The sequence below is a fragment of the Parasphingopyxis sp. CP4 genome, from assembly GCF_013378055.1.
In the GTDB taxonomy this organism is placed as follows: domain Bacteria; phylum Pseudomonadota; class Alphaproteobacteria; order Sphingomonadales; family Sphingomonadaceae; genus Parasphingopyxis.
Genome location: NZ_CP051130.1, coordinates 1,777,623 through 1,794,229, shown reverse-complemented (window position 1 = coordinate 1,794,229; position 16,607 = coordinate 1,777,623). Strand labels below are relative to the sequence as shown.

Genomic DNA, 16,607 nt, shown 5'->3' with positions numbered 1-16,607 from the left:
AACAGAATCGCCTAAGGACGGGCCATGACACATCTTCCACCTTTCCATCTCGCCTTCCAGGTCAATGATCTTGAGGCTGCGCGCCGCTTCTATGGCGAGATCATCGGCTGTACCGAAGGAAGATCGGACAGCCATTGGATCGATTTCGATTTTTTCGGGCATCAGATCGTCGCGCATCTCGATGATAATGCCGGTTCGAATGCTGTCAGCAACCCGGTCGATGGCCATGACGTGCCGGTTCCGCACTTCGGTGCAGTGCTCGAATGGGATGCGTTTCACGCATTGAAGGCCCGGCTAGAGGCAGCTGGCATCCAATGGGTACTCGAACCCTATCTCCGCTTCGAAGGCGAACCGGGCGAGCAAGCGACAATGTTTGTGCGCGACCCGAGCGGCAATGCGCTCGAATTCAAAGCCTTTCGCGATCCCGATCAGCTCTTCGCGACAGATTAGCTGTCGGCTTCGCCGTCCGCCGCATCTTCGTCACTAGCCGGCGGCGCGGACGGATTGCTGACCCGCCAGATCACGTCGCCGACATCATCGGCCACGAGCAAGGCACCGGTGGCATCGGTCATCACCCCGACCGGACGGCCAAGCGCGTTATCGCCATCAACGAAACCGGTCAGCACATCGACCATCTCGCCGACCGGTCGACCATTTTCAAATGGCACGAATACAACCTTGTAGCCTGAGCGCGGTCGGCGGTTCCAGGAACCATGTTGTCCGATAAAGGCACCGTTGCTGAACTGCGATCCAAGCCGCGCGCGATCTGCAAATTCGAGGCCGAGCGAGGCGGTATGCGGGCCCAGGGCGTAATCCGGAACCCGCGCATATTGAGCGAGACGCGGTGTCATCGGCTCGACCCGTTCGTCGAGATAGCGACCCCAATATACGCCCGGCCAGCCATAATGGGCACCGAACACCACTTCGCCCAGATAGTCAGGGGCAAGGTCGCCGCCCAGCATGTCGCGCTCATTCACGACCGTGTAGAGACGGTTGCGGGTCGGCTCCCAATCAAGGCCGACAGGGTTGCGCAGGCCAGCGGTGAAGATCCGGAAATCGCGCTCCTCGACATTCACTTCGAGGACCGCCGCACGATTTTCCTCAGCATCCATACCACGTTCGCCGATATTGCTGTTCGATCCGACAGCCACATAAAGCAGGTTCGGGTCATCGGGATGGGCGACGACATTCTTGGTCCAGTGGCTGTTGGGCGCATTGGCCGGGAGCTCAACAATGACTTCGCCCTGGCCTTCAATTTCGGTCTGGCCGGGTTCGAACGGATAGCGGATCAAGGCATCGGTATTGGCGATGTAGAGATAGCCCTCCGTCACCGCCATTCCGAACGGTGAGTTCATCCCATTGCTTTCGTCGAGCAGCGTCGTTCGCTGATCTGACGTCCCATCGCGATCGACATCGCGCAGCAGGGTAATGCGGTTTGCCGAGGCGCCCAGTGCGCCGGCGCGGGTCATCAGTCGTCGCTCAAACCAGCCCGTGACGCCGCTATATTCGCGCTCCGGCGCCCGGCTTTCAGCGACCAGCACATCGCCATTATCAAGCGTCAACATCCAGCGTGGGTGATCGAGATCATCGGCAAACAGATTGACCTCAAGCCCTTCGGCCGCAATTGGCATCTGGCCTTCGTTCCAGCCGGTTGCTTCGGCGACATTGATCGTCGGAAAGGTTTCGGCGCGCGGATCGGTGATCTGCGGGGTCTGTCCGCTGACCGCTTCAACGCTGAGCCGAGCCGGATGCGGGCGGATCATCAGCCACACAACAACGCCCAGCACGAGCAGGGCGAAGGGGATCATGATCAGTCTTCTGCGGCTCATTTCTCATTCCTTCCGGATTCGTCATCAGCATTGTCACCCGGGGGGTGTAGTTTCAATCGCGTGACGCGCTTGCTGTCGCCCTCGGTAACTTCGAGCTGCCAGCCGCTCGGGTGGTCCAGCAGATCGCCTTCGACCGGGACCCGCCCGGCCAGGACAAAGGCGAGGCCGCCCAGCGTATCGACATCCTCGTCAATCTCGCCAAGCCGCTCGTCAATAATCTCGGCAACATCATCAAGCTCGGCGCGGGCTTCGGCTTCCCAATGGCCATTGGCCGTTTCGGTCAGCAGCTCGCTGGCTTCTTCGTCATGCTCGTCTTCGATTTCGCCGACAATTTCCTCGACAATATCTTCGATGGTCACAATGCCTTCGGTGCCTGAATATTCATCGAGCACGATCGCCATATGGGTGCGCGTCGTCTGCATCTCGGCGAGCAAATCAAGAACCCCCATCGATTCGGGGACATAGCGCGGCTCGCGGATAAAGCTCTCAATTGTCGCCGGCCGGGGTTCGTCCGATACCAGCGCGGCAAAGATATCGCGGATATGGACCATGCCGATCACCTCATCGAGGCTCTCGCGATAGACGGGGAGGCGGCTATGACCGGCTTCTGCAAACACCTTCACTATGGTGTCGAAGCTCTCTTTCTCCTCGATGGCTATAATGTCGGCGCGCGGCACGCAGACATCGTCGGCTGTTGTTTCACCGAAATGGAGCAGGCGCTTGAGCATCTGGCGCTCAACGGCGGATAAATCGCCATTATCATCGATTTCCGCATCATGTTCATCGATGGCTGCTTCCAGCTCATCGCGCAGCGTCGCTTCGCCATTCTCTCCGAAAATCAGGCCGCGAAGGCCTTTCCATAATCGCCCGCCGCTGTTTTCAGCGGGGGCGGTGCTACTCGATTCTTCTGGCATAAAATTGGTGTGCTATACCTCGTTCAAGTTCACAACGGGCTGATAAGGGTCAGCAATACCCAGAGCCGCTAGGGCCGCTTTCTCAAGGGCTTCCATCGCGTCGGCCTCGGCTTCGCCCGTTTCGTGATCATAGCCTAGCAAATGCAATGTACCATGGACAATAAGGTGCGTCGCATGGTCCGGGACAGAAATGAATTTCTCTTCGGCTTCGGCCCGGCAAACATCATGCGCCAAGACGATATCACCGAGCAGCACCTCGCCATCGTCGCTATTGGACAGCGTGGCGAGCATATCCGGCTGGACCATCGGGAAGGACAGGACATTGGTCGGCTTGTCCTTGTCGCGATAGGCGGCGTTGAGCTGTTGCATCTCCGCATTGTCGGTGAGTTTGACGGACACTTCGACGGCCCAGGGTTGGGAGGCGAGCTCGGCGTATGGTGTCTGGCGAATGGCTTGGTCGACCGCCTTTTGTGCCAGCTCTTCCCAATTTTCGCGGTCCGCCCAGTGGTCGCCGCGTTGTACCGCGACTGCGATCATCCCGCGCCCTCATAGGCTTCGACGATCCGGCCCACGACGGGGTGACGGACAACATCGCCAACGCCAAAGCGCACGGTGGCGATGCCCTTTACATTTTCGAGCCGGGATACCGCATCAGCAAGGCCGGACACGCCTTCGCCGGGAAGGTCGACCTGTTTCGGGTCGCCGCACACGACCATCCGGCTATTTTCGCCGAAGCGGGTCAGGAACATCTTCATCTGCGCCGGTGTGGTGTTCTGCGCCTCATCAAGGATCACAAAGGCATCGGCGAGTGTCCGTCCGCGCATAAAGGCGATCGGAGCAATCTCGATTTCACCGCTGGCGATCCGCCGCTCAACCTGGTCGCTGGGCAGCATGTCATAGAGCGCGTCGTAAAGCGGTCGCAGATAGGGATCGACCTTTTCGCGCATGTCGCCGGGCAGGAACCCCAGCCGTTCGCCGGCTTCCACAGCCGGGCGTGACAGGATGAGGCGATCAACCGAGCCGGTGATCAGCTGATGCACGGCCTGGGCGACCGCGAGATAGGTTTTGCCGGTCCCTGCAGGCCCAAGCGAAAAGATCACATCGTCGCGGGCCAGCGCTTCCATATAATGGGTCTGGGCAACCGAGCGGGGGACGATCGTTTTCTTGCGCGTGCGGATCATCACCTTGGGCGGTTCCGACACATCTTTGCGGACAACTCCGTCCAAGGTTGGCTCAGCCGACATGGCGATCACCGCGGATACGGCTCCGGCATCGATTTCCTGGCCCTTGGCCAGACGGTTATAAAGGCCGGTCAGCACATCGCGGGCGCGCTCGGCATTTTCTGCGTCGCCTTCAATCGTCAGCTGATTACCGCGCGCGGCGATGTAAACGCCCAGCCGATTTTCGATGGCGACGAGATTTTGGTCATATTCGCCAAACAGACCGCCAAGCAGGTCCTGCCGCTCAAACTCAAGATCGAGCCGGGTCCGGCCGGGTTCAGCCTTGGCTGTATTCTTTTTCGCCATCAGGCCGCTTCCTTTCGCGCCAGCGCGCCGCCGAGACTCTTCGGCCCGGCACTGACAATGTCGACATCTACCATAGTTCCAATTGCAGCGTCGGTTTCCAGGTGAACCGATTGGAGCCAGGGCGATTTGCCGATACGCTGGCCGGGCTTGCGTCCGTCGCGCTCGAGCAAGAGCCGGGTGCGCATGCCGACGGTCTGCTCATTAAACGCCATTTGCTGTTCGTTGAGCAGCGCCTGCAGCCGCTGGAGTCGTTCGTCAGCCAGTTCGGCCGGAATAAAATCGTCAGTCATTTCGGCGGCCGGGGTGCCTGGGCGCGCGCTATATTTGAACGAGAAGGCCTGCGAATAATTGGTCGCGCGGACGATATCGAGCGTCGCTTCGAAGTCACTATCGCTTTCGCCCGGGAAGCCGACGATGAAATCGCCGGAGATTGCTATGTCCGGCCGCGCAGCGCGCATCCGTTCGATGATTTTGAGATAGCTCTCGGCGCTATGACTGCGGTTCATGGCTTTCAGGATCGGATCGCTGCCGGATTGCACCGGAAGATGCAGATAGGGCATCAGCGTCTCGACCTCGGCATGCGCCGCGATCAACCCGTCGGTCATGTCGTTGGGATGGCTGGTTGTGTAGCGAATGCGCTCAAGACCGGTAATGCCGTCCAGTGCGCGGATCAGGCCATCCAGTCCTTGCATCGTCCCGGACGCGTCTTCGGCGGCCCAGGCATTCACATTCTGGCCGAGCAGGGTGATCTCCTTCGCCCCGGCATCGACCAGCGCCTTGGCTTCATCGACAATCGCCGCCCAGGGCCGCGATATTTCCGCGCCGCGCGTATAGGGAACGACGCAATAGGTGCAGAATTTGTCGCAGCCTTCCTGCACGGTGAGGAAGGCGCTGGGTGCCTGTTTGGCGCGCTTCGGCAGCGCACCGAATTTCGAATCCGCCGGCATGTCGGTGTCGAGCGCATTTTCGCCGCGCGCAGCCTTGGCAACGAGCTCGGGGAGATTGTGATAGGCTTGCGGGCCAACGACGATATCGACTTCGCGCGCCCGGCGCGGAATTTCTGCACCTTCGGCCTGGGCCACACAACCGGCGACAGCGATCATCGGCGTCGATCCATCATCGCGCCGCATGCGGCCAATATCGGAATAGACCTTCTCGGCTGCCTTCTCGCGAATGTGGCAGGTATTGAGCACGACGAGATCGGCCGCATCCGCGTCATCGGCGGGCGACAATCCCTTGGCGTCCAGCAGCTCGGCCATGCGCTCGCCATCATAGACGTTCATCTGGCAGCCAAAGCTTTTGACGAAATAGCTTTTCGGATCGGTTCGACTCATGGGGCGCGCCTATAGGACGGACTTGCCGCCAAGAGAAGCGGAGAGCGCGCGGCGTATCTGTTCGCGGGCTGTCTGGGCAATCTCCTTGCGGTCGTTGCAATGGGTCGGATCGAAGGGTGTCAAAAACACCATGCGGACCGGGATAACGTCCCGCCGACACATGATCCGCCAGGTATAATGGAGGGCGCCCTCGGTGCCGATCCAGCCCACTTCCTGACCCAGGCCATTGAAATCGAGCATGATTGGCTGGACGCGAATCCCGCGCGGCGGCGGAACCAATACTGCAAAGAGCGAGGGTTTGAACGGCAACAGGCTGGTACCGTCGGTGGTCGTCCCTTCGGGGAAGATTGTCACCGGCTGGTGTTCTTCGATCGCCGCTTTCAACTCTTCAATTTGTTTGGCAACGCCGAGCCGATCGCCCCGCGAAACGAAGACCGTATGGTTCATGGTCGCGAGCCAGCCGGTAATCGGCCATTTGCGAATCTCGGCCTTGGCGACAAAGGCTGACCGGGTGACGCCGCCGATAATCGGAATGTCGATCCAGCTCAGATGGTTGGCGACGTAGAACACGTCTTCTTTCAGCGGTACGCCTTCGGTGGCGATCCGAATGTTGAGGATCCAGGCGATGCCGTAGAGAAAACGCGCAGGCCAGGGCGAGGTCAGGCCAACCAGCCGATAGGCAACATGCACCACAAGGCACAGGCCCAACAGGACAAACATCGCGATGAGCCGGAGCAGGAACCGAACCGGTCCAAAAAATCCGATGGGCGGATAGCTTTCTGGGTCTTCCGTGCTCATTCCTGCGTTTGTTCGATCCTTTGTCCAAGCGCGCCTGCAATTGTCGTTCCGCATTGCTCGGCAATATCCTTGCGGTGCGAGTTTTCGTCGATTGGTATCGGTTCGAGCAAATGAATTGTTACATCCTCAACCCCGCGCCGTGCAAAAATCGATCGTGCGTTGGTCGCAGCATGTGTGCCCCGCTGCCAGATCAACTCCATGCGGTTGTCGCCATAATCAAGGGCGATCGGCTGCACGCTGATATGATCAACGGGGGGAATGACTGCGCCGAATAATGCCGGGCGGAATTGTTGGAGTGTGCCATTGTTGAGCCGGCCTTCCGGGAAGAATGCGACCGATTTGCCTTCGTGCAGCGCTTCGCGAATGCGTTCGGCCTGCGCGCCCGCGGCGCGGCGATCGCTATTGGCGATGTAAATTGTACCAACCATTGTCGCGAGCCAACCAGCGATGGGCCAGCGGCGCACCGTTTCCTTGGACACAAAGGAGGCGCCGGTCGCCCCGCCGATCAGCAGGATATCCATCCAGCTTTGATGGTTGGACGCGAACAATATGGTTCCGGGTGCCCGCTCGCCGACAATCGTCGCGCGCATTCCGCAAGCCCGCGCGCACCATCCCAAAAAGCGCTGGGGCCAGGGGGATCGCGCGCGAAACAGGCGCCACAAGAGGTGGAGCGGCACGCACAACAGGATCAATCCCGCCAGCCATGCCAAGCGAAACAGGAAGCGTATCAACCGGCTATCCTATTTGTCTCGATTGAGGGACACACCGTATAATTCCATACGGTGATCGACGAGCCGATAGCCCAGCTTCTCAGCGATCTGGCGCTGGAGCTCTTCCAACTCCTCATCGACAAACTCGATAACCTTGCCGGTCTCGACATCGATCAGGTGATCATGATGTTCATCGGCCGCCGCTTCGTAGCGGGCGCGCCCATCGCCAAAGTCATGCCGTTCGAGAATACCGGCTTCTTCGAACAGCCGAACCGTTCGATAAACGGTGGCGATAGAAATGCCGCTGTCCACGGCCGAAGCGCGTTCGTGCAGCGCCTCGACATCGGGATGATCATCGGCTTCCGACAACACGCGAGCAATCACGCGCCGCTGTTCGGTGATGCGCAAGCCTTTTTCGGCGCACAGGGCTTCAATGTCGATTTTGCGATGCATGACTTCGGTCTAGAGAAATTCCGTGCGGCTGAAAAGAGAAACGCGACGCTAATATTATGCGGCGCGATTTACGTCCCGCCAGCTTTGATTTTACTTGCGTTTGCGGCGGCTGCCGGGTTTACGCCCAAGGCCGATTTTTTTGGCCAGTTTGCGGCGCTGCTCTGCATAGTTGGGCGATACCATCGGATAGTCGGCCGGCAGGCCCCAGCGCTGGCGATACTCATCTGGTGTCATGCCATAGTGGGTCATCAGGTGGCGCTTCAGCATCTTCAGCTTCTTGCCGTCTTCAAGGCAGACAATGTAATCGGGCTTGATTGACGAGCGGATCGAAACAGCCGGTTCTGGCTTTTCTTCTTCGGCATTTGCCTCATCGAGATCGCTAAGCGCGCTGTGCACATTCTGGATCAGTAAGGGCAGGTCGGAAACTGCAACGCTATTATTGCTGACATGGGCCGATACAATATCGGCAGTCAAAGTAATGAGCGTTTCGGTCATATCGACAGTATCGGTCATGTAATTACGATCCCAAGTTGTTCGTTTTTTTGGTGTTATGCTGCGATGCAGACGGCGTCACCATGTCAATCCAAAATGGATAAAGCAACGCCATCGCGTTGATGGTCAGCCGGACACCGGATTTAGCTGCAATGCCAATGTAATAGCGTCGAAACGCTCACCGTCCTCGCCGCTATAATAGTCGCGCCGCTGGCCGATCTTTTCGAATCCGGCGGCTTGGTACAACTTCGCAGCGGCGTTGCCGTCTCGAACTTCCAGGTGCAGTCGCTTGGCACCCCGTTCGGCAGCAGCGTCCTGAACCTGGCGGAGAAGATCGCGTCCAATTCCGCGCCCGCGGAAAGCCGAGCGGACGGCTATCAGCAATAATTCAGCCTCGTCCACGATCATCCGCGCCATCGCGAAGCCCGCCGGTTCATCATCAAGCGTTACCAGAGTGATCCAGCTATGCGCGTCGCCCAGCATTCCATCGCATTGCGAGCGCGACCAGCCTTCGCCGAACCGCGGATCGAAGGCGTCCTCCATAATCGTCATGACATCGTCGAGCTCGCGGTTGGACCGGCGGCCTGTGCTGGTGGCACCGAAAGAAGCGATGACACTCATTGCGACGGCTTCGCGTCGGGTGCGCGTCCATAGATTGGGTGGGGGGCGAGGGAGCGGTAGCTTTCAGGCAGCAGCAGGACATCTGCGGCGCGGGGCCATAGATTGCGGGCCTCGCCCTTGCCGGCGAGGGCGACCAGCTCAGCGGCGCCATTCCCTATCATAAGATCTTCTTTGATTTCGACAATTGCGCGGTCGGGCGTCATCGACGCCAGAGGCGCGATCTCACGCAGACCGGTTCTTTCGAATCGCTGGACGAACATTTCGCCATGACCTCCGAGGATGGTGACGGCCAGTCTATCGACTGCTTCGTCATCCGAAAAGGCCATTGCAGCCATCAAAGGAAGCGCAGAGTAACCATAAACCTCTGCTTGCCAGGCAAAACCCAAGGCACGTGCCATGGCCAGCCCGACGCGAAGGCCGGTAAAGCTGCCCGGTCCGCAATCCACGATGATGGTGTCCGCCCGGCCTTTGTCCGGCAGTTCTGCGATCATCGGCGCGAGACGCTCGGCATGGCCACGGCCGATGATTTCATGCTGCGCCGCGACGACAGTGTCGCCATCGATCAGCGCGACCGAGCAGGCCTCGCTCGTTGTGTCGATGGCCAGGATCATGGTGTCAGAGGATCGTATTGAAGGTGGAGAATTCGGGCCGCGGGCTGCGCTCGAAGATTGTCTTCGGATCGCCATAGCCGAGCGTTGAAATGAAATTCGCCTTGAATTTGGTGCCGGCGAAGAAGGCTGCGTTCACCTTGTCATGATCAAAGCCGGACATCGGCCCGGTATCGAGCCCGATCGCCCGGGTTGCGATGAGGAAATAGGCACCCTGAAGCGAGCTGTTGCGAAAGGCATGGTCCTCACGCGCAACAGGATCGGCTTCGAACCAGCTTTTTGCGTCGGCGTGCGGGAACAGCCAGGGGAGCTGCTCGTGAAAGTCGGGATCCATGCCAATGACGACTGCGGCAGGCGCAGTACGGATCTTGTCGACATTGCCTACAGCGGCACAGTCGGCGAGCTTATCCTTGGCATCCTGGGTCAGACACCAGGCAAACCGCCCTGGTTGCTGATTGGCCGAAGTCGGCCCCATTTTCATAAGATCGTAGATCTGATGGACCTGCTCTTCGGTTACCGGCCTATCGACATAGCCATTATAGGTGCGCGCGGTGCGAAAGATGGTGTCCAGCGCGTCATCGGAAAGCGGCGTGCCCATATATGGTCCCCTTTGATCGGATTGTGTCGGCACGGCCAGCTTAAATGGCGCGCACCTCGGTCACTTCCGGCACATAATGTTTGAGCAGCTGTTCGATGCCCTGTTTGAGTGTCGCGGTTGATGAGGGGCAGCCCGAACAGGCGCCCTGCATCTGGAGGAACACCTTGCCCTGCTGGAATCCGCGATAGACGATATCGCCGCCATCGCGGGCCACGGTCGGGCGGACGCGCGTGTCGATCAGCTCGCGAATTTGCGCGACGATTTCGGCATCCTCGGGATTATCTTCGAAACTTTCTGCCGGAATCACGATCTCTGCGGCGCTGCCTTCCTTGAACAACGGTGCGCCGCTTGCAAAATGATCAAGCATCACACCCAGCACATCGGGCTTGAGACCGGCCCAGGGAACGCCCTGCGCAGCGGTCACCGAGACGAAATCACGGCCGAAGAATACACCCGTGACATCGCCAAGATTGAACAGCGCTTCGGCGAGCGGAGACACGTCGGCATCTTCGGGAGTCGCAAAATCGCGGGTGCCGGAGGCCATGACCTGTTCACCGGGCAGGAATTTGAGGGTCGCCGGATTCGGCGTGGTTTCGGTTTCTATCAGCATGGCCCCGACATGGCGTTTCCTTGCGATCGGATCAAGGCCGCGTTGGCGCCGGATTTGACAGGCGGGCGCTGCAGGAACAGTCTGGCGGCGGGGATTTTCAATAGGAGAGTAGCAATGATGGTATTGTTGGGTCGCATCCTGCTTGGCACTTTGTTCGTCTTGGCAGGCTTTAACAAGACACAGGGTATTGACGGTTTCGCCGCATTTCTGGCGACCGGACCGGTTCCCTCAATCATGGCCTGGCCCGCCACAATTTTCGAGATTGTCGCAGGCCTGATGATCATTGTCGGCTTCTACACACGCTACACTGCCATTGCGCTAGCGCTCTTCTGCGTTGCAACGGGCCTCTTCTACCACCCGGCTGAAGGCGGCGGCATCGATATGAGCGCATTGCTCAAAAATCTCGCAATCGCCGGTGGTTTCCTGGTGCTCTATGTCAACGGCCCTGGCGCGCTCAGCGTTGACGAACGGCGCGGCGGTGGCGGCGAATAAAGCCGAATACCAATGATCCCGAAAAGCACCTTCGATTTTCTGCGGGAGCTCGCCGGGAACAATGAGCGCGATTGGTTCAACGCGAACAAGGATCGATACAAGGCGGAGGTCGTTGAACCGGTCTCCGCCTTTATCGAGGCAATGGCGCCGCGCGTGCATGCGATCAGCGAGCATATCGTGGTTGATCCCCGGCCGCATGGCGGGTCGATGTTCCGCATCTATCGCGATACGCGCTTTTCGAAGGACAAGACGCCGTACAAGACACATGTCGGCTGTCAGTTTCGCCATGCCGCCGGAAAAGACGCGCACGCGCCCGGCTTCTATGTGCATTTCGAACCGGGCAAATGCTTTTTCGGCGGGGGTGTCTGGCACCCGCCGTCCGAACCGTTGCGGGCGATCCGCGATCGGATAGTCGACAAGCCCGAACGCTGGCGCGAAGCGGTCGCCGATATCGATATTCGCGGCGATCAGCTGAAGCGCGGTCCCAAAGGCTTTGATCCCGATCATCCGCTGATCGAGGATCTGAAGCGCAAGAGCTTTTTTGCGATGTTTGAAGGCAAGGAAACGCTCGCGCGCTCGAAAAAGCTGGAAGATGAGGTTGAGGCGCAGTTCCGCCGGGCCGAGCCATTGATGGGGTTTATAGCGGACTCGATCGGCGTTGCTTTTTAACCAAAGCGCGCAAGATACTTGCGTATTCGCGCAACATCACCCATATGTGCTGCAGCGCAGCATGAAACAGACACCCTGTTTCTCCTAACAATCGGCAGCGTGATCGTCCGCATCAACTGCGGGACCGGCCGATAACCAGCGCCAAATTTTTTGAGGCTTCCCTTTTCACGCGGGTCGTTTCGCAACCCGCGATATGCGGTTCGTGCGATCGATCGATGGTGCGCGCCTGCATGTTGCTTATGTGAGTATATTAAGTGACCAAATTTTCCGATCTCGGCCTCGCCGAACCTCTTCAACGCGCGCTTGCCGCCAAGGATTATGACACGCCGACACCGATCCAGGTGCAGGCGATCCCGCCCTTGCTGGAAGGCAAGGATCTGTGCGGCATTGCGCAGACCGGCACCGGCAAGACCGCAGCCTTCGCGCTTCCCTCGCTCGATTATCTGGCTGAGGAAGAAGTCAACCGGCGGCCAAAATCCTGCCGGATGCTGATCCTTTCGCCGACGCGCGAGCTGGCCAGCCAGATTGCCGACAATATGCGCGGCTATGCCAAATTCCTGCACATGCGGATCGACACCGTCTTTGGCGGCGTTCCGGTCAACAAGCAGAAGCGCAAACTGTCCGACGGTGTCGACGTGCTTGTCGCCACCCCGGGCCGGCTGCTCGACCTGATCGACCAGCGCGCCCTGACCCTCGACGAGGTCGAAATTTTCGTTCTCGACGAAGCGGACCAGATGCTCGATCTCGGTTTCATTCACGATCTGAAGCGGATCGAGCGACTGTTGCCCAAGCGCCGTCAGAGCCTTTTCTTCTCGGCCACCATGCCGAAGAATATCGCCAATCTCGCTGACAAATTTCTGTACCAGCCGGTCAAGGTCTCGGTTGCGCCGCAGGCGACGACCGCCGAGCGGGTTGAGCAATATGCGACCTTTGTTGGCCAGAAGGAAAAGCAGGCGCTGTTGACGATGACCTTGCGCGACCAGGATATCGAACGCGCGCTGATCTTCTCGCGCACCAAACATGGCGCAGACCGGATCGTGCGCTTTCTTGCGGGTGCAAAAATTGGTGCCGCTGCGATCCATGGCAATAAGAGCCAGCCGCAGCGCGAAGCCGCATTGCAGGCCTTTCGCAACGGCGAGATCAAATATCTCGTCGCGACCGATATCGCCGCACGCGGGATCGATATCCCGGCCGTCAGCCATGTCTTCAATTTCGACATGCCCAATGTGCCGGAACAATATGTCCACCGGATCGGGCGGACGGCTCGGGCCGGTGCGAGCGGCATCGCGATCTCCTTCGTCAATGACGAAGATGAGCGCAGCTATCTCAAGTCAATCGAACGCCTGACCGGTATTCGCCTGCAGAAGCAGCCATTGCCGGAAGATTTTCAAGCCAAGGCGGCGGAACTGCCCAAGGCCGTGTCACGCGGTGCGCAAAAACAGAATTCTGGTGGCGGACGTCCGCGTCATGCCAATAAGAAGCGGCGTCCACGCGACGGGGAACGGTCTGAAGGCCAGGGTCAGAAACGGCGTCGGCGGCGCAACAACCGCAATGGCGTTGGCCAGCACCGTAACTCGGTGAAGCGCCAGGGCGCGCGATAGAAATCCGATGGGCGCGCGCCGCGTGCGGTGCGCGCCCAGCCGGTAGTTTAATCCTTAAAGGGCGTCGACCGCAGCGACGATATCGGCCGGTTCCGGGCGAATGCGATAGTCGGTTTCGACCATCTTCGCTTGGACCACGCCGTCCGTGCCGATCACGAGAATGGCCGGCCGCGGCACGCCATTGGCGAAGCTTTCCGGGCCATATTGCGGATCGCGCAAGTCGAACGCGTCGATCATCACCGATCCTTCGTCCGACAGCATTTCATATTCGATATCTTCGCGCTGAGCGAAGTCGGCAAGCAGGTCCGGCGCGTCATAGCTCAGCGTTGCGAGCGTATAGCCGCGCTGCTCGAGATCGCCTTGAATCGCGCGCAGGTCGACCATCTGACCCTGGCAATAGCTGCACCAGTCCGCGGAGCGATTGAATACCAGTACCAGCCCGTTTTCACCGCTGAGATCGCCGAGGCTACGCTCAGCGCCGGATGTGTCACGGGTCAGGAAATTTGCGGGAATGGCCTCGCCAACCGCCGGGCCGGAATGGTCCATCGGTGCGGTTTCAACCTGTTCGACCGGCTCGGTCGGGGCTTCGCTTTCCTGCGTACAGGCGGCAATGCCAAGAGTGGCGGTCGCGGCGATAAGGGCAATGGTATAGGCGCGCATGGTCTGCTCCAAATTTGAAAGTCTGCCTTCTTATTCGCGATAAGGGGCGCGCAGGTTACGATCCAGATCACAGTTTTGTGTGATACCCAAGAATATCTATTGTCTGCCGCCGGAAGGCTTGCACCGCCATGCGTTGCTGTGAAATAGGGATGCAAAGGGGATTCCGATGAACAAGAATATCATCATCATTGCCGTTGCCGCGATCGCCGCCTTCATGGCCGTACTGCTGATACCGCGGCTTTTGGAGCGCGATGTCGTTGCCGAACCGCGTGAAGAACCAGAATCCAGCTCGACGGCAGAAACCGGCTCTGCCGGATCCCGACAGAGCGATGCCCCTCAACAGCAAAGTTCCGCGCCGACAACCCCGCAACAATCTGGCGCCAATCCGATCCTTGAAGCGCAGCTCGCTGACGCTGTGCGCCAGGTCAACGCAGCCGGTCCGATCGTGATCGATGAGATGACGACGATGACTGCCGCCCGGTCACAAGGCGTCCGGATTCAATATCGCTATGAGCTTTCGCGGGAACTGAATGCCAATCAGGTACGCAACTTTCAGAATATTGCGACGACACAAAATCAACGCACCATTTGCGCTCGCCCGGAAACGCGTGAGCTCATCGATCTCGGGGGTGAGATTGAATATGTCTATTACGGCCCGGGCGATCGCTACCTGTTCAGCACGCCGATTGTCGGCTGCTAGAGCACATATTTGCTGAGGTCCGTGTCGCGCGCCACTTCGGCGAGCTGCTTTTCGACATAAGCGGCATCGATCACCAGAGCGTCGGCATCGTCGTCGGGTTCTTCCGACCCGGCCGCGAAGCTGATCTCCTCGACCAGCTTTTCGAGCACTGTCTGTAGGCGCCGGGCGCCAATATTTTCGATCTGGCTGTTCACCTCGGCGGCAATCTTGGCCAGCGCCGCAATCGCATCCTCGGTGAACTCGATCTCCACGCCTTCGGTGGCGATGAGCGCCCGATACTGTTCGGGCAAATTGGCTTTGGTCTCGGTCAGGATGCGAACAAAATCTTCTTCGGTCAGTGCACGCAGCTCGACCCGGATCGGCAGTCGACCTTGCAGCTCGGGGAGCATATCGCTCGGTTTGGCGACATGAAATGCGCCGGACGCGATAAACAGGATATGATCGGTTTTCATCGGGCCATATTTGGTGGCCACGGTCGTACCTTCGATCAGCGGCAGCAGGTCGCGCTGCACGCCTTCGCGGCTGACGGAACCGCCGCGAACATCTGAATCCGCGATCTTGTCGATCTCGTCCAGGAACACGATGCCATTGGCTTCGGCGTTGGCAAGCGCCACGCGGGCAACATCATCCTGGTCGAGCCGTTTTTCGGATTCTTCCTCGACCAGCTTGTCCCAGGCATCGGCGACGCGCATCTTGCGCTTCTTGCGCGCTTGCTGGCCGAATGCCTTACCCATCATGTCAGACAGATTGATCATGCCGACCTGGCCCGACATGCCGGGAATATCCATCGGCATATTGGGCGTATCCTCGACCTCAATCTCGACTTCGGTGTCATTCATATGATTGTCGATAATGCGCTGGCGGAAGCTTTCGCGCGTCGCATCGCTGGCGCCTTTGCCGGTTAGCGCATCGAGCAGGCGTTCCATGGCCGCCTTGGACGCGTCTTCGCGCACGGCTTCGCGGCGGCGATCCTTTTCCAGGCGCACGGCATCTTCAACCAGGTCCCGGGCAATCTGTTCGACGTCGCGGCCGACATAGCCGACTTCGGTGAACTTGGTCGCTTCGATCTTGACGAAGGGCGCGTCGGCAAGCTTGGCGAGCCGGCGGCTGATCTCGGTCTTGCCGCAACCCGTCGGCCCGATCATCAGGATGTTTTTCGGCGTGACTTCATTGCGCAACTCTTCGGACAGCCGCTGGCGGCGCCACCGATTGCGCAGGGCAACGGCCACCGCGCGCTTCGCATCGTTCTGACCGATAATATGCTCGTCGAGCGCAGCCACAATGGCTTTGGGGGTGAGGGCGTCGTTCATCAGGATACTGTCTTTCGAAAGGGAGTGACGATTAGCCGTTTTCGATCGTTTCGATCGTCAGCTGGTCATTGGTGTAAACACAGACTTCCGCCGCGATTGCCATTGCACGGCGGGCGATCTTTTCTGCATCTTCCTCATAATCTGTCAGCGCACGGGCGCCGGCGAGCGCATAATTGCCGCCAGATCCGATCGCCGCGATCCCGTCTACCGGTTCAAGCACATCGCCATTGCCGGTGAGGATCAGGGTGATGTCCTTGTCGGCAACAATCATCATCGCTTCCAGATTGCGGAGATATTTGTCGGTCCGCCAATCCTTGGCGAGCTCAACCGCGGCGCGCATCAGCTGGCCGTTATGGCGCTCCAGCTTTGCCTCAAGCCGTTCGAACAGGGTGAAGGCATCTGCCGTCGCGCCAGCAAAGCCGCCAATCACATTGCCATCGCCCAGGCGCCGCACCTTTTTGGCGTTGGGTTTCATGACTGTCTGGCCCATCGAAACCTGGCCATCGCCAGCGATTACGGCCTTGTTGGAATCTCGGACGGCAAGAATGGTGGTTCCATGCCACGGGGCAGTGCTGTGATTGTCGCTCATGATCGCCGATATATGGCCTGATCGGCGCGCCGCAAGATCGCGAACCCTTAAGTCGAAGGTAACCAATAGCCACTACCTCTGGCTGCGGGGATT

The 16,607-nt window shown here is 59.2% G+C and carries 21 protein-coding genes; 5 read left to right on the top strand and 16 right to left on the bottom strand.

Annotation, left to right across the window (positions count from 1 at the left end):
* Window positions 1-24: 24 nt before the first annotated feature.
* A complete protein-coding gene (locus HFP51_RS08650; protein ID WP_176875348.1) occupies window positions 25-450 on the top strand; it encodes a VOC family protein in 426 nt (141 codons plus the stop codon).
* Here the strand turns inward: HFP51_RS08650 and HFP51_RS08645 are convergent.
* The 13 genes from HFP51_RS08645 to HFP51_RS08585 all read right to left on the bottom strand — a co-directional run bounded on the left by HFP51_RS08645 (window position 447) and on the right by HFP51_RS08585 (window position 10,493).
* Window positions 447-1,829: a sorbosone dehydrogenase family protein gene (locus HFP51_RS08645; RefSeq protein ID WP_218135289.1), complete on the bottom strand. Its 1,383-nt coding sequence runs from the start codon at window positions 1,827-1,829 to the stop codon at window positions 447-449. The genes HFP51_RS08650 and HFP51_RS08645 overlap by 4 nt on opposite strands.
* Window positions 1,826-2,743, bottom strand: a complete 918-nt coding sequence (locus tag HFP51_RS08640) for a hemolysin family protein (protein ID WP_176875347.1) — start codon at window positions 2,741-2,743, stop codon at window positions 1,826-1,828. The genes HFP51_RS08645 and HFP51_RS08640 overlap by 4 nt, the downstream gene beginning before the upstream one ends.
* A gap of 12 nt (window positions 2,744-2,755) precedes the next feature.
* Window positions 2,756-3,280, bottom strand: a complete 525-nt coding sequence (ybeY, locus tag HFP51_RS08635) for an rRNA maturation RNase YbeY (protein WP_176875346.1) — start codon at window positions 3,278-3,280, stop codon at window positions 2,756-2,758.
* Entirely contained in the window at window positions 3,277-4,269 is a 993-nt protein-coding gene (locus HFP51_RS08630; protein ID WP_176875345.1) for a PhoH family protein, read from the bottom strand. Before HFP51_RS08630 ends, ybeY begins: the two co-directional genes overlap by 4 nt.
* Window positions 4,269-5,603 carry a tRNA (N6-isopentenyl adenosine(37)-C2)-methylthiotransferase MiaB gene (gene miaB / locus HFP51_RS08625; protein ID WP_176875344.1) on the bottom strand — a complete coding sequence of 445 codons (1,335 nt, stop codon included), beginning with the start codon at window positions 5,601-5,603 and terminating at the stop codon, window positions 4,269-4,271. Before miaB ends, HFP51_RS08630 begins: the two co-directional genes overlap by 1 nt.
* A gap of 9 nt (window positions 5,604-5,612) precedes the next feature.
* A complete protein-coding gene (locus tag HFP51_RS08620; RefSeq protein WP_176875343.1) occupies window positions 5,613-6,401 on the bottom strand; it encodes a 1-acyl-sn-glycerol-3-phosphate acyltransferase in 789 nt (262 codons plus the stop codon).
* The gene (locus HFP51_RS08615) at window positions 6,398-6,991 is read right to left on the bottom strand and encodes a 1-acyl-sn-glycerol-3-phosphate acyltransferase (protein ID WP_176875342.1); all 594 of its coding nucleotides are present in this window, start codon (window positions 6,989-6,991) and stop codon (window positions 6,398-6,400) included. The genes HFP51_RS08620 and HFP51_RS08615 overlap by 4 nt, the downstream gene beginning before the upstream one ends.
* A gap of 150 nt (window positions 6,992-7,141) precedes the next feature.
* Window positions 7,142-7,564, bottom strand: coding sequence for a Fur family transcriptional regulator (locus tag HFP51_RS08610; RefSeq protein WP_176875341.1), 423 nt, complete (start codon window positions 7,562-7,564; stop codon window positions 7,142-7,144).
* Window positions 7,565-7,654: 90 nt separating this feature from the next.
* Complete coding sequence (locus tag HFP51_RS08605) at window positions 7,655-8,077, bottom strand: MucR family transcriptional regulator (protein ID WP_176875340.1); 423 nt, start codon at window positions 8,075-8,077, stop codon at window positions 7,655-7,657.
* Between the two features lie 105 nt (window positions 8,078-8,182).
* A complete protein-coding gene (gene rimI, locus HFP51_RS08600) occupies window positions 8,183-8,677 on the bottom strand; it encodes a ribosomal protein S18-alanine N-acetyltransferase (RefSeq protein ID WP_176875339.1) in 495 nt (164 codons plus the stop codon).
* Window positions 8,674-9,288 carry a tRNA (adenosine(37)-N6)-threonylcarbamoyltransferase complex dimerization subunit type 1 TsaB gene (gene tsaB, locus HFP51_RS08595; RefSeq protein WP_176875338.1) on the bottom strand — a complete coding sequence of 205 codons (615 nt, stop codon included), beginning with the start codon at window positions 9,286-9,288 and terminating at the stop codon, window positions 8,674-8,676. The genes rimI and tsaB overlap by 4 nt, the downstream gene beginning before the upstream one ends.
* A gap of 4 nt (window positions 9,289-9,292) precedes the next feature.
* Window positions 9,293-9,883 (bottom strand): malonic semialdehyde reductase, encoded by a 591-nt coding sequence (locus tag HFP51_RS08590; protein ID WP_176875337.1) that lies wholly within the window; start codon window positions 9,881-9,883, stop codon window positions 9,293-9,295.
* Between the two features lie 40 nt (window positions 9,884-9,923).
* A complete protein-coding gene (locus HFP51_RS08585; RefSeq protein ID WP_176875336.1) occupies window positions 9,924-10,493 on the bottom strand; it encodes a NifU family protein in 570 nt (189 codons plus the stop codon).
* Window positions 10,494-10,607: 114 nt separating this feature from the next.
* Between HFP51_RS08585 and HFP51_RS08580 the strand changes: the two genes are divergently transcribed.
* The 3 genes from HFP51_RS08580 to HFP51_RS08570 all read left to right on the top strand — a co-directional run bounded on the left by HFP51_RS08580 (window position 10,608) and on the right by HFP51_RS08570 (window position 13,255).
* The gene (locus tag HFP51_RS08580; protein WP_176875335.1) at window positions 10,608-10,985 is read left to right on the top strand and encodes a DoxX family protein; all 378 of its coding nucleotides are present in this window, start codon (window positions 10,608-10,610) and stop codon (window positions 10,983-10,985) included.
* Window positions 10,986-10,997: 12 nt separating this feature from the next.
* The gene (locus HFP51_RS08575; RefSeq protein WP_176875334.1) at window positions 10,998-11,654 is read left to right on the top strand and encodes a DUF2461 domain-containing protein; all 657 of its coding nucleotides are present in this window, start codon (window positions 10,998-11,000) and stop codon (window positions 11,652-11,654) included.
* 254 nt (window positions 11,655-11,908) lie between these two features.
* Entirely contained in the window at window positions 11,909-13,255 is a 1,347-nt protein-coding gene (locus tag HFP51_RS08570) for a DEAD/DEAH box helicase (RefSeq protein ID WP_176875333.1), read from the top strand.
* 54 nt (window positions 13,256-13,309) lie between these two features.
* Here HFP51_RS08570 and HFP51_RS08565 read toward each other — a convergent pair whose 3' ends face one another.
* Window positions 13,310-13,915 (bottom strand): peroxiredoxin family protein, encoded by a 606-nt coding sequence (locus HFP51_RS08565; RefSeq protein WP_176875332.1) that lies wholly within the window; start codon window positions 13,913-13,915, stop codon window positions 13,310-13,312.
* Window positions 13,916-14,081: 166 nt separating this feature from the next.
* On the opposite strand from HFP51_RS08565, the gene HFP51_RS08560 reads away from it, so the two are divergent.
* The gene (locus HFP51_RS08560; protein ID WP_176875331.1) at window positions 14,082-14,615 is read left to right on the top strand and encodes a hypothetical protein; all 534 of its coding nucleotides are present in this window, start codon (window positions 14,082-14,084) and stop codon (window positions 14,613-14,615) included.
* Here HFP51_RS08560 and hslU read toward each other — a convergent pair.
* Both hslU and hslV read right to left on the bottom strand, forming a co-directional pair.
* Complete coding sequence (gene hslU, locus HFP51_RS08555) at window positions 14,612-15,925, bottom strand: ATP-dependent protease ATPase subunit HslU (RefSeq protein WP_176875330.1); 1,314 nt, start codon at window positions 15,923-15,925, stop codon at window positions 14,612-14,614. The genes HFP51_RS08560 and hslU overlap by 4 nt on opposite strands.
* 31 nt (window positions 15,926-15,956) lie before the next feature.
* On the bottom strand, window positions 15,957-16,514 hold the full coding sequence (hslV, locus tag HFP51_RS08550; RefSeq protein ID WP_176875329.1) for an ATP-dependent protease subunit HslV: 558 nt from the start codon (window positions 16,512-16,514) through the stop codon (window positions 15,957-15,959).
* Window positions 16,515-16,607 lie beyond the last annotated feature (93 nt).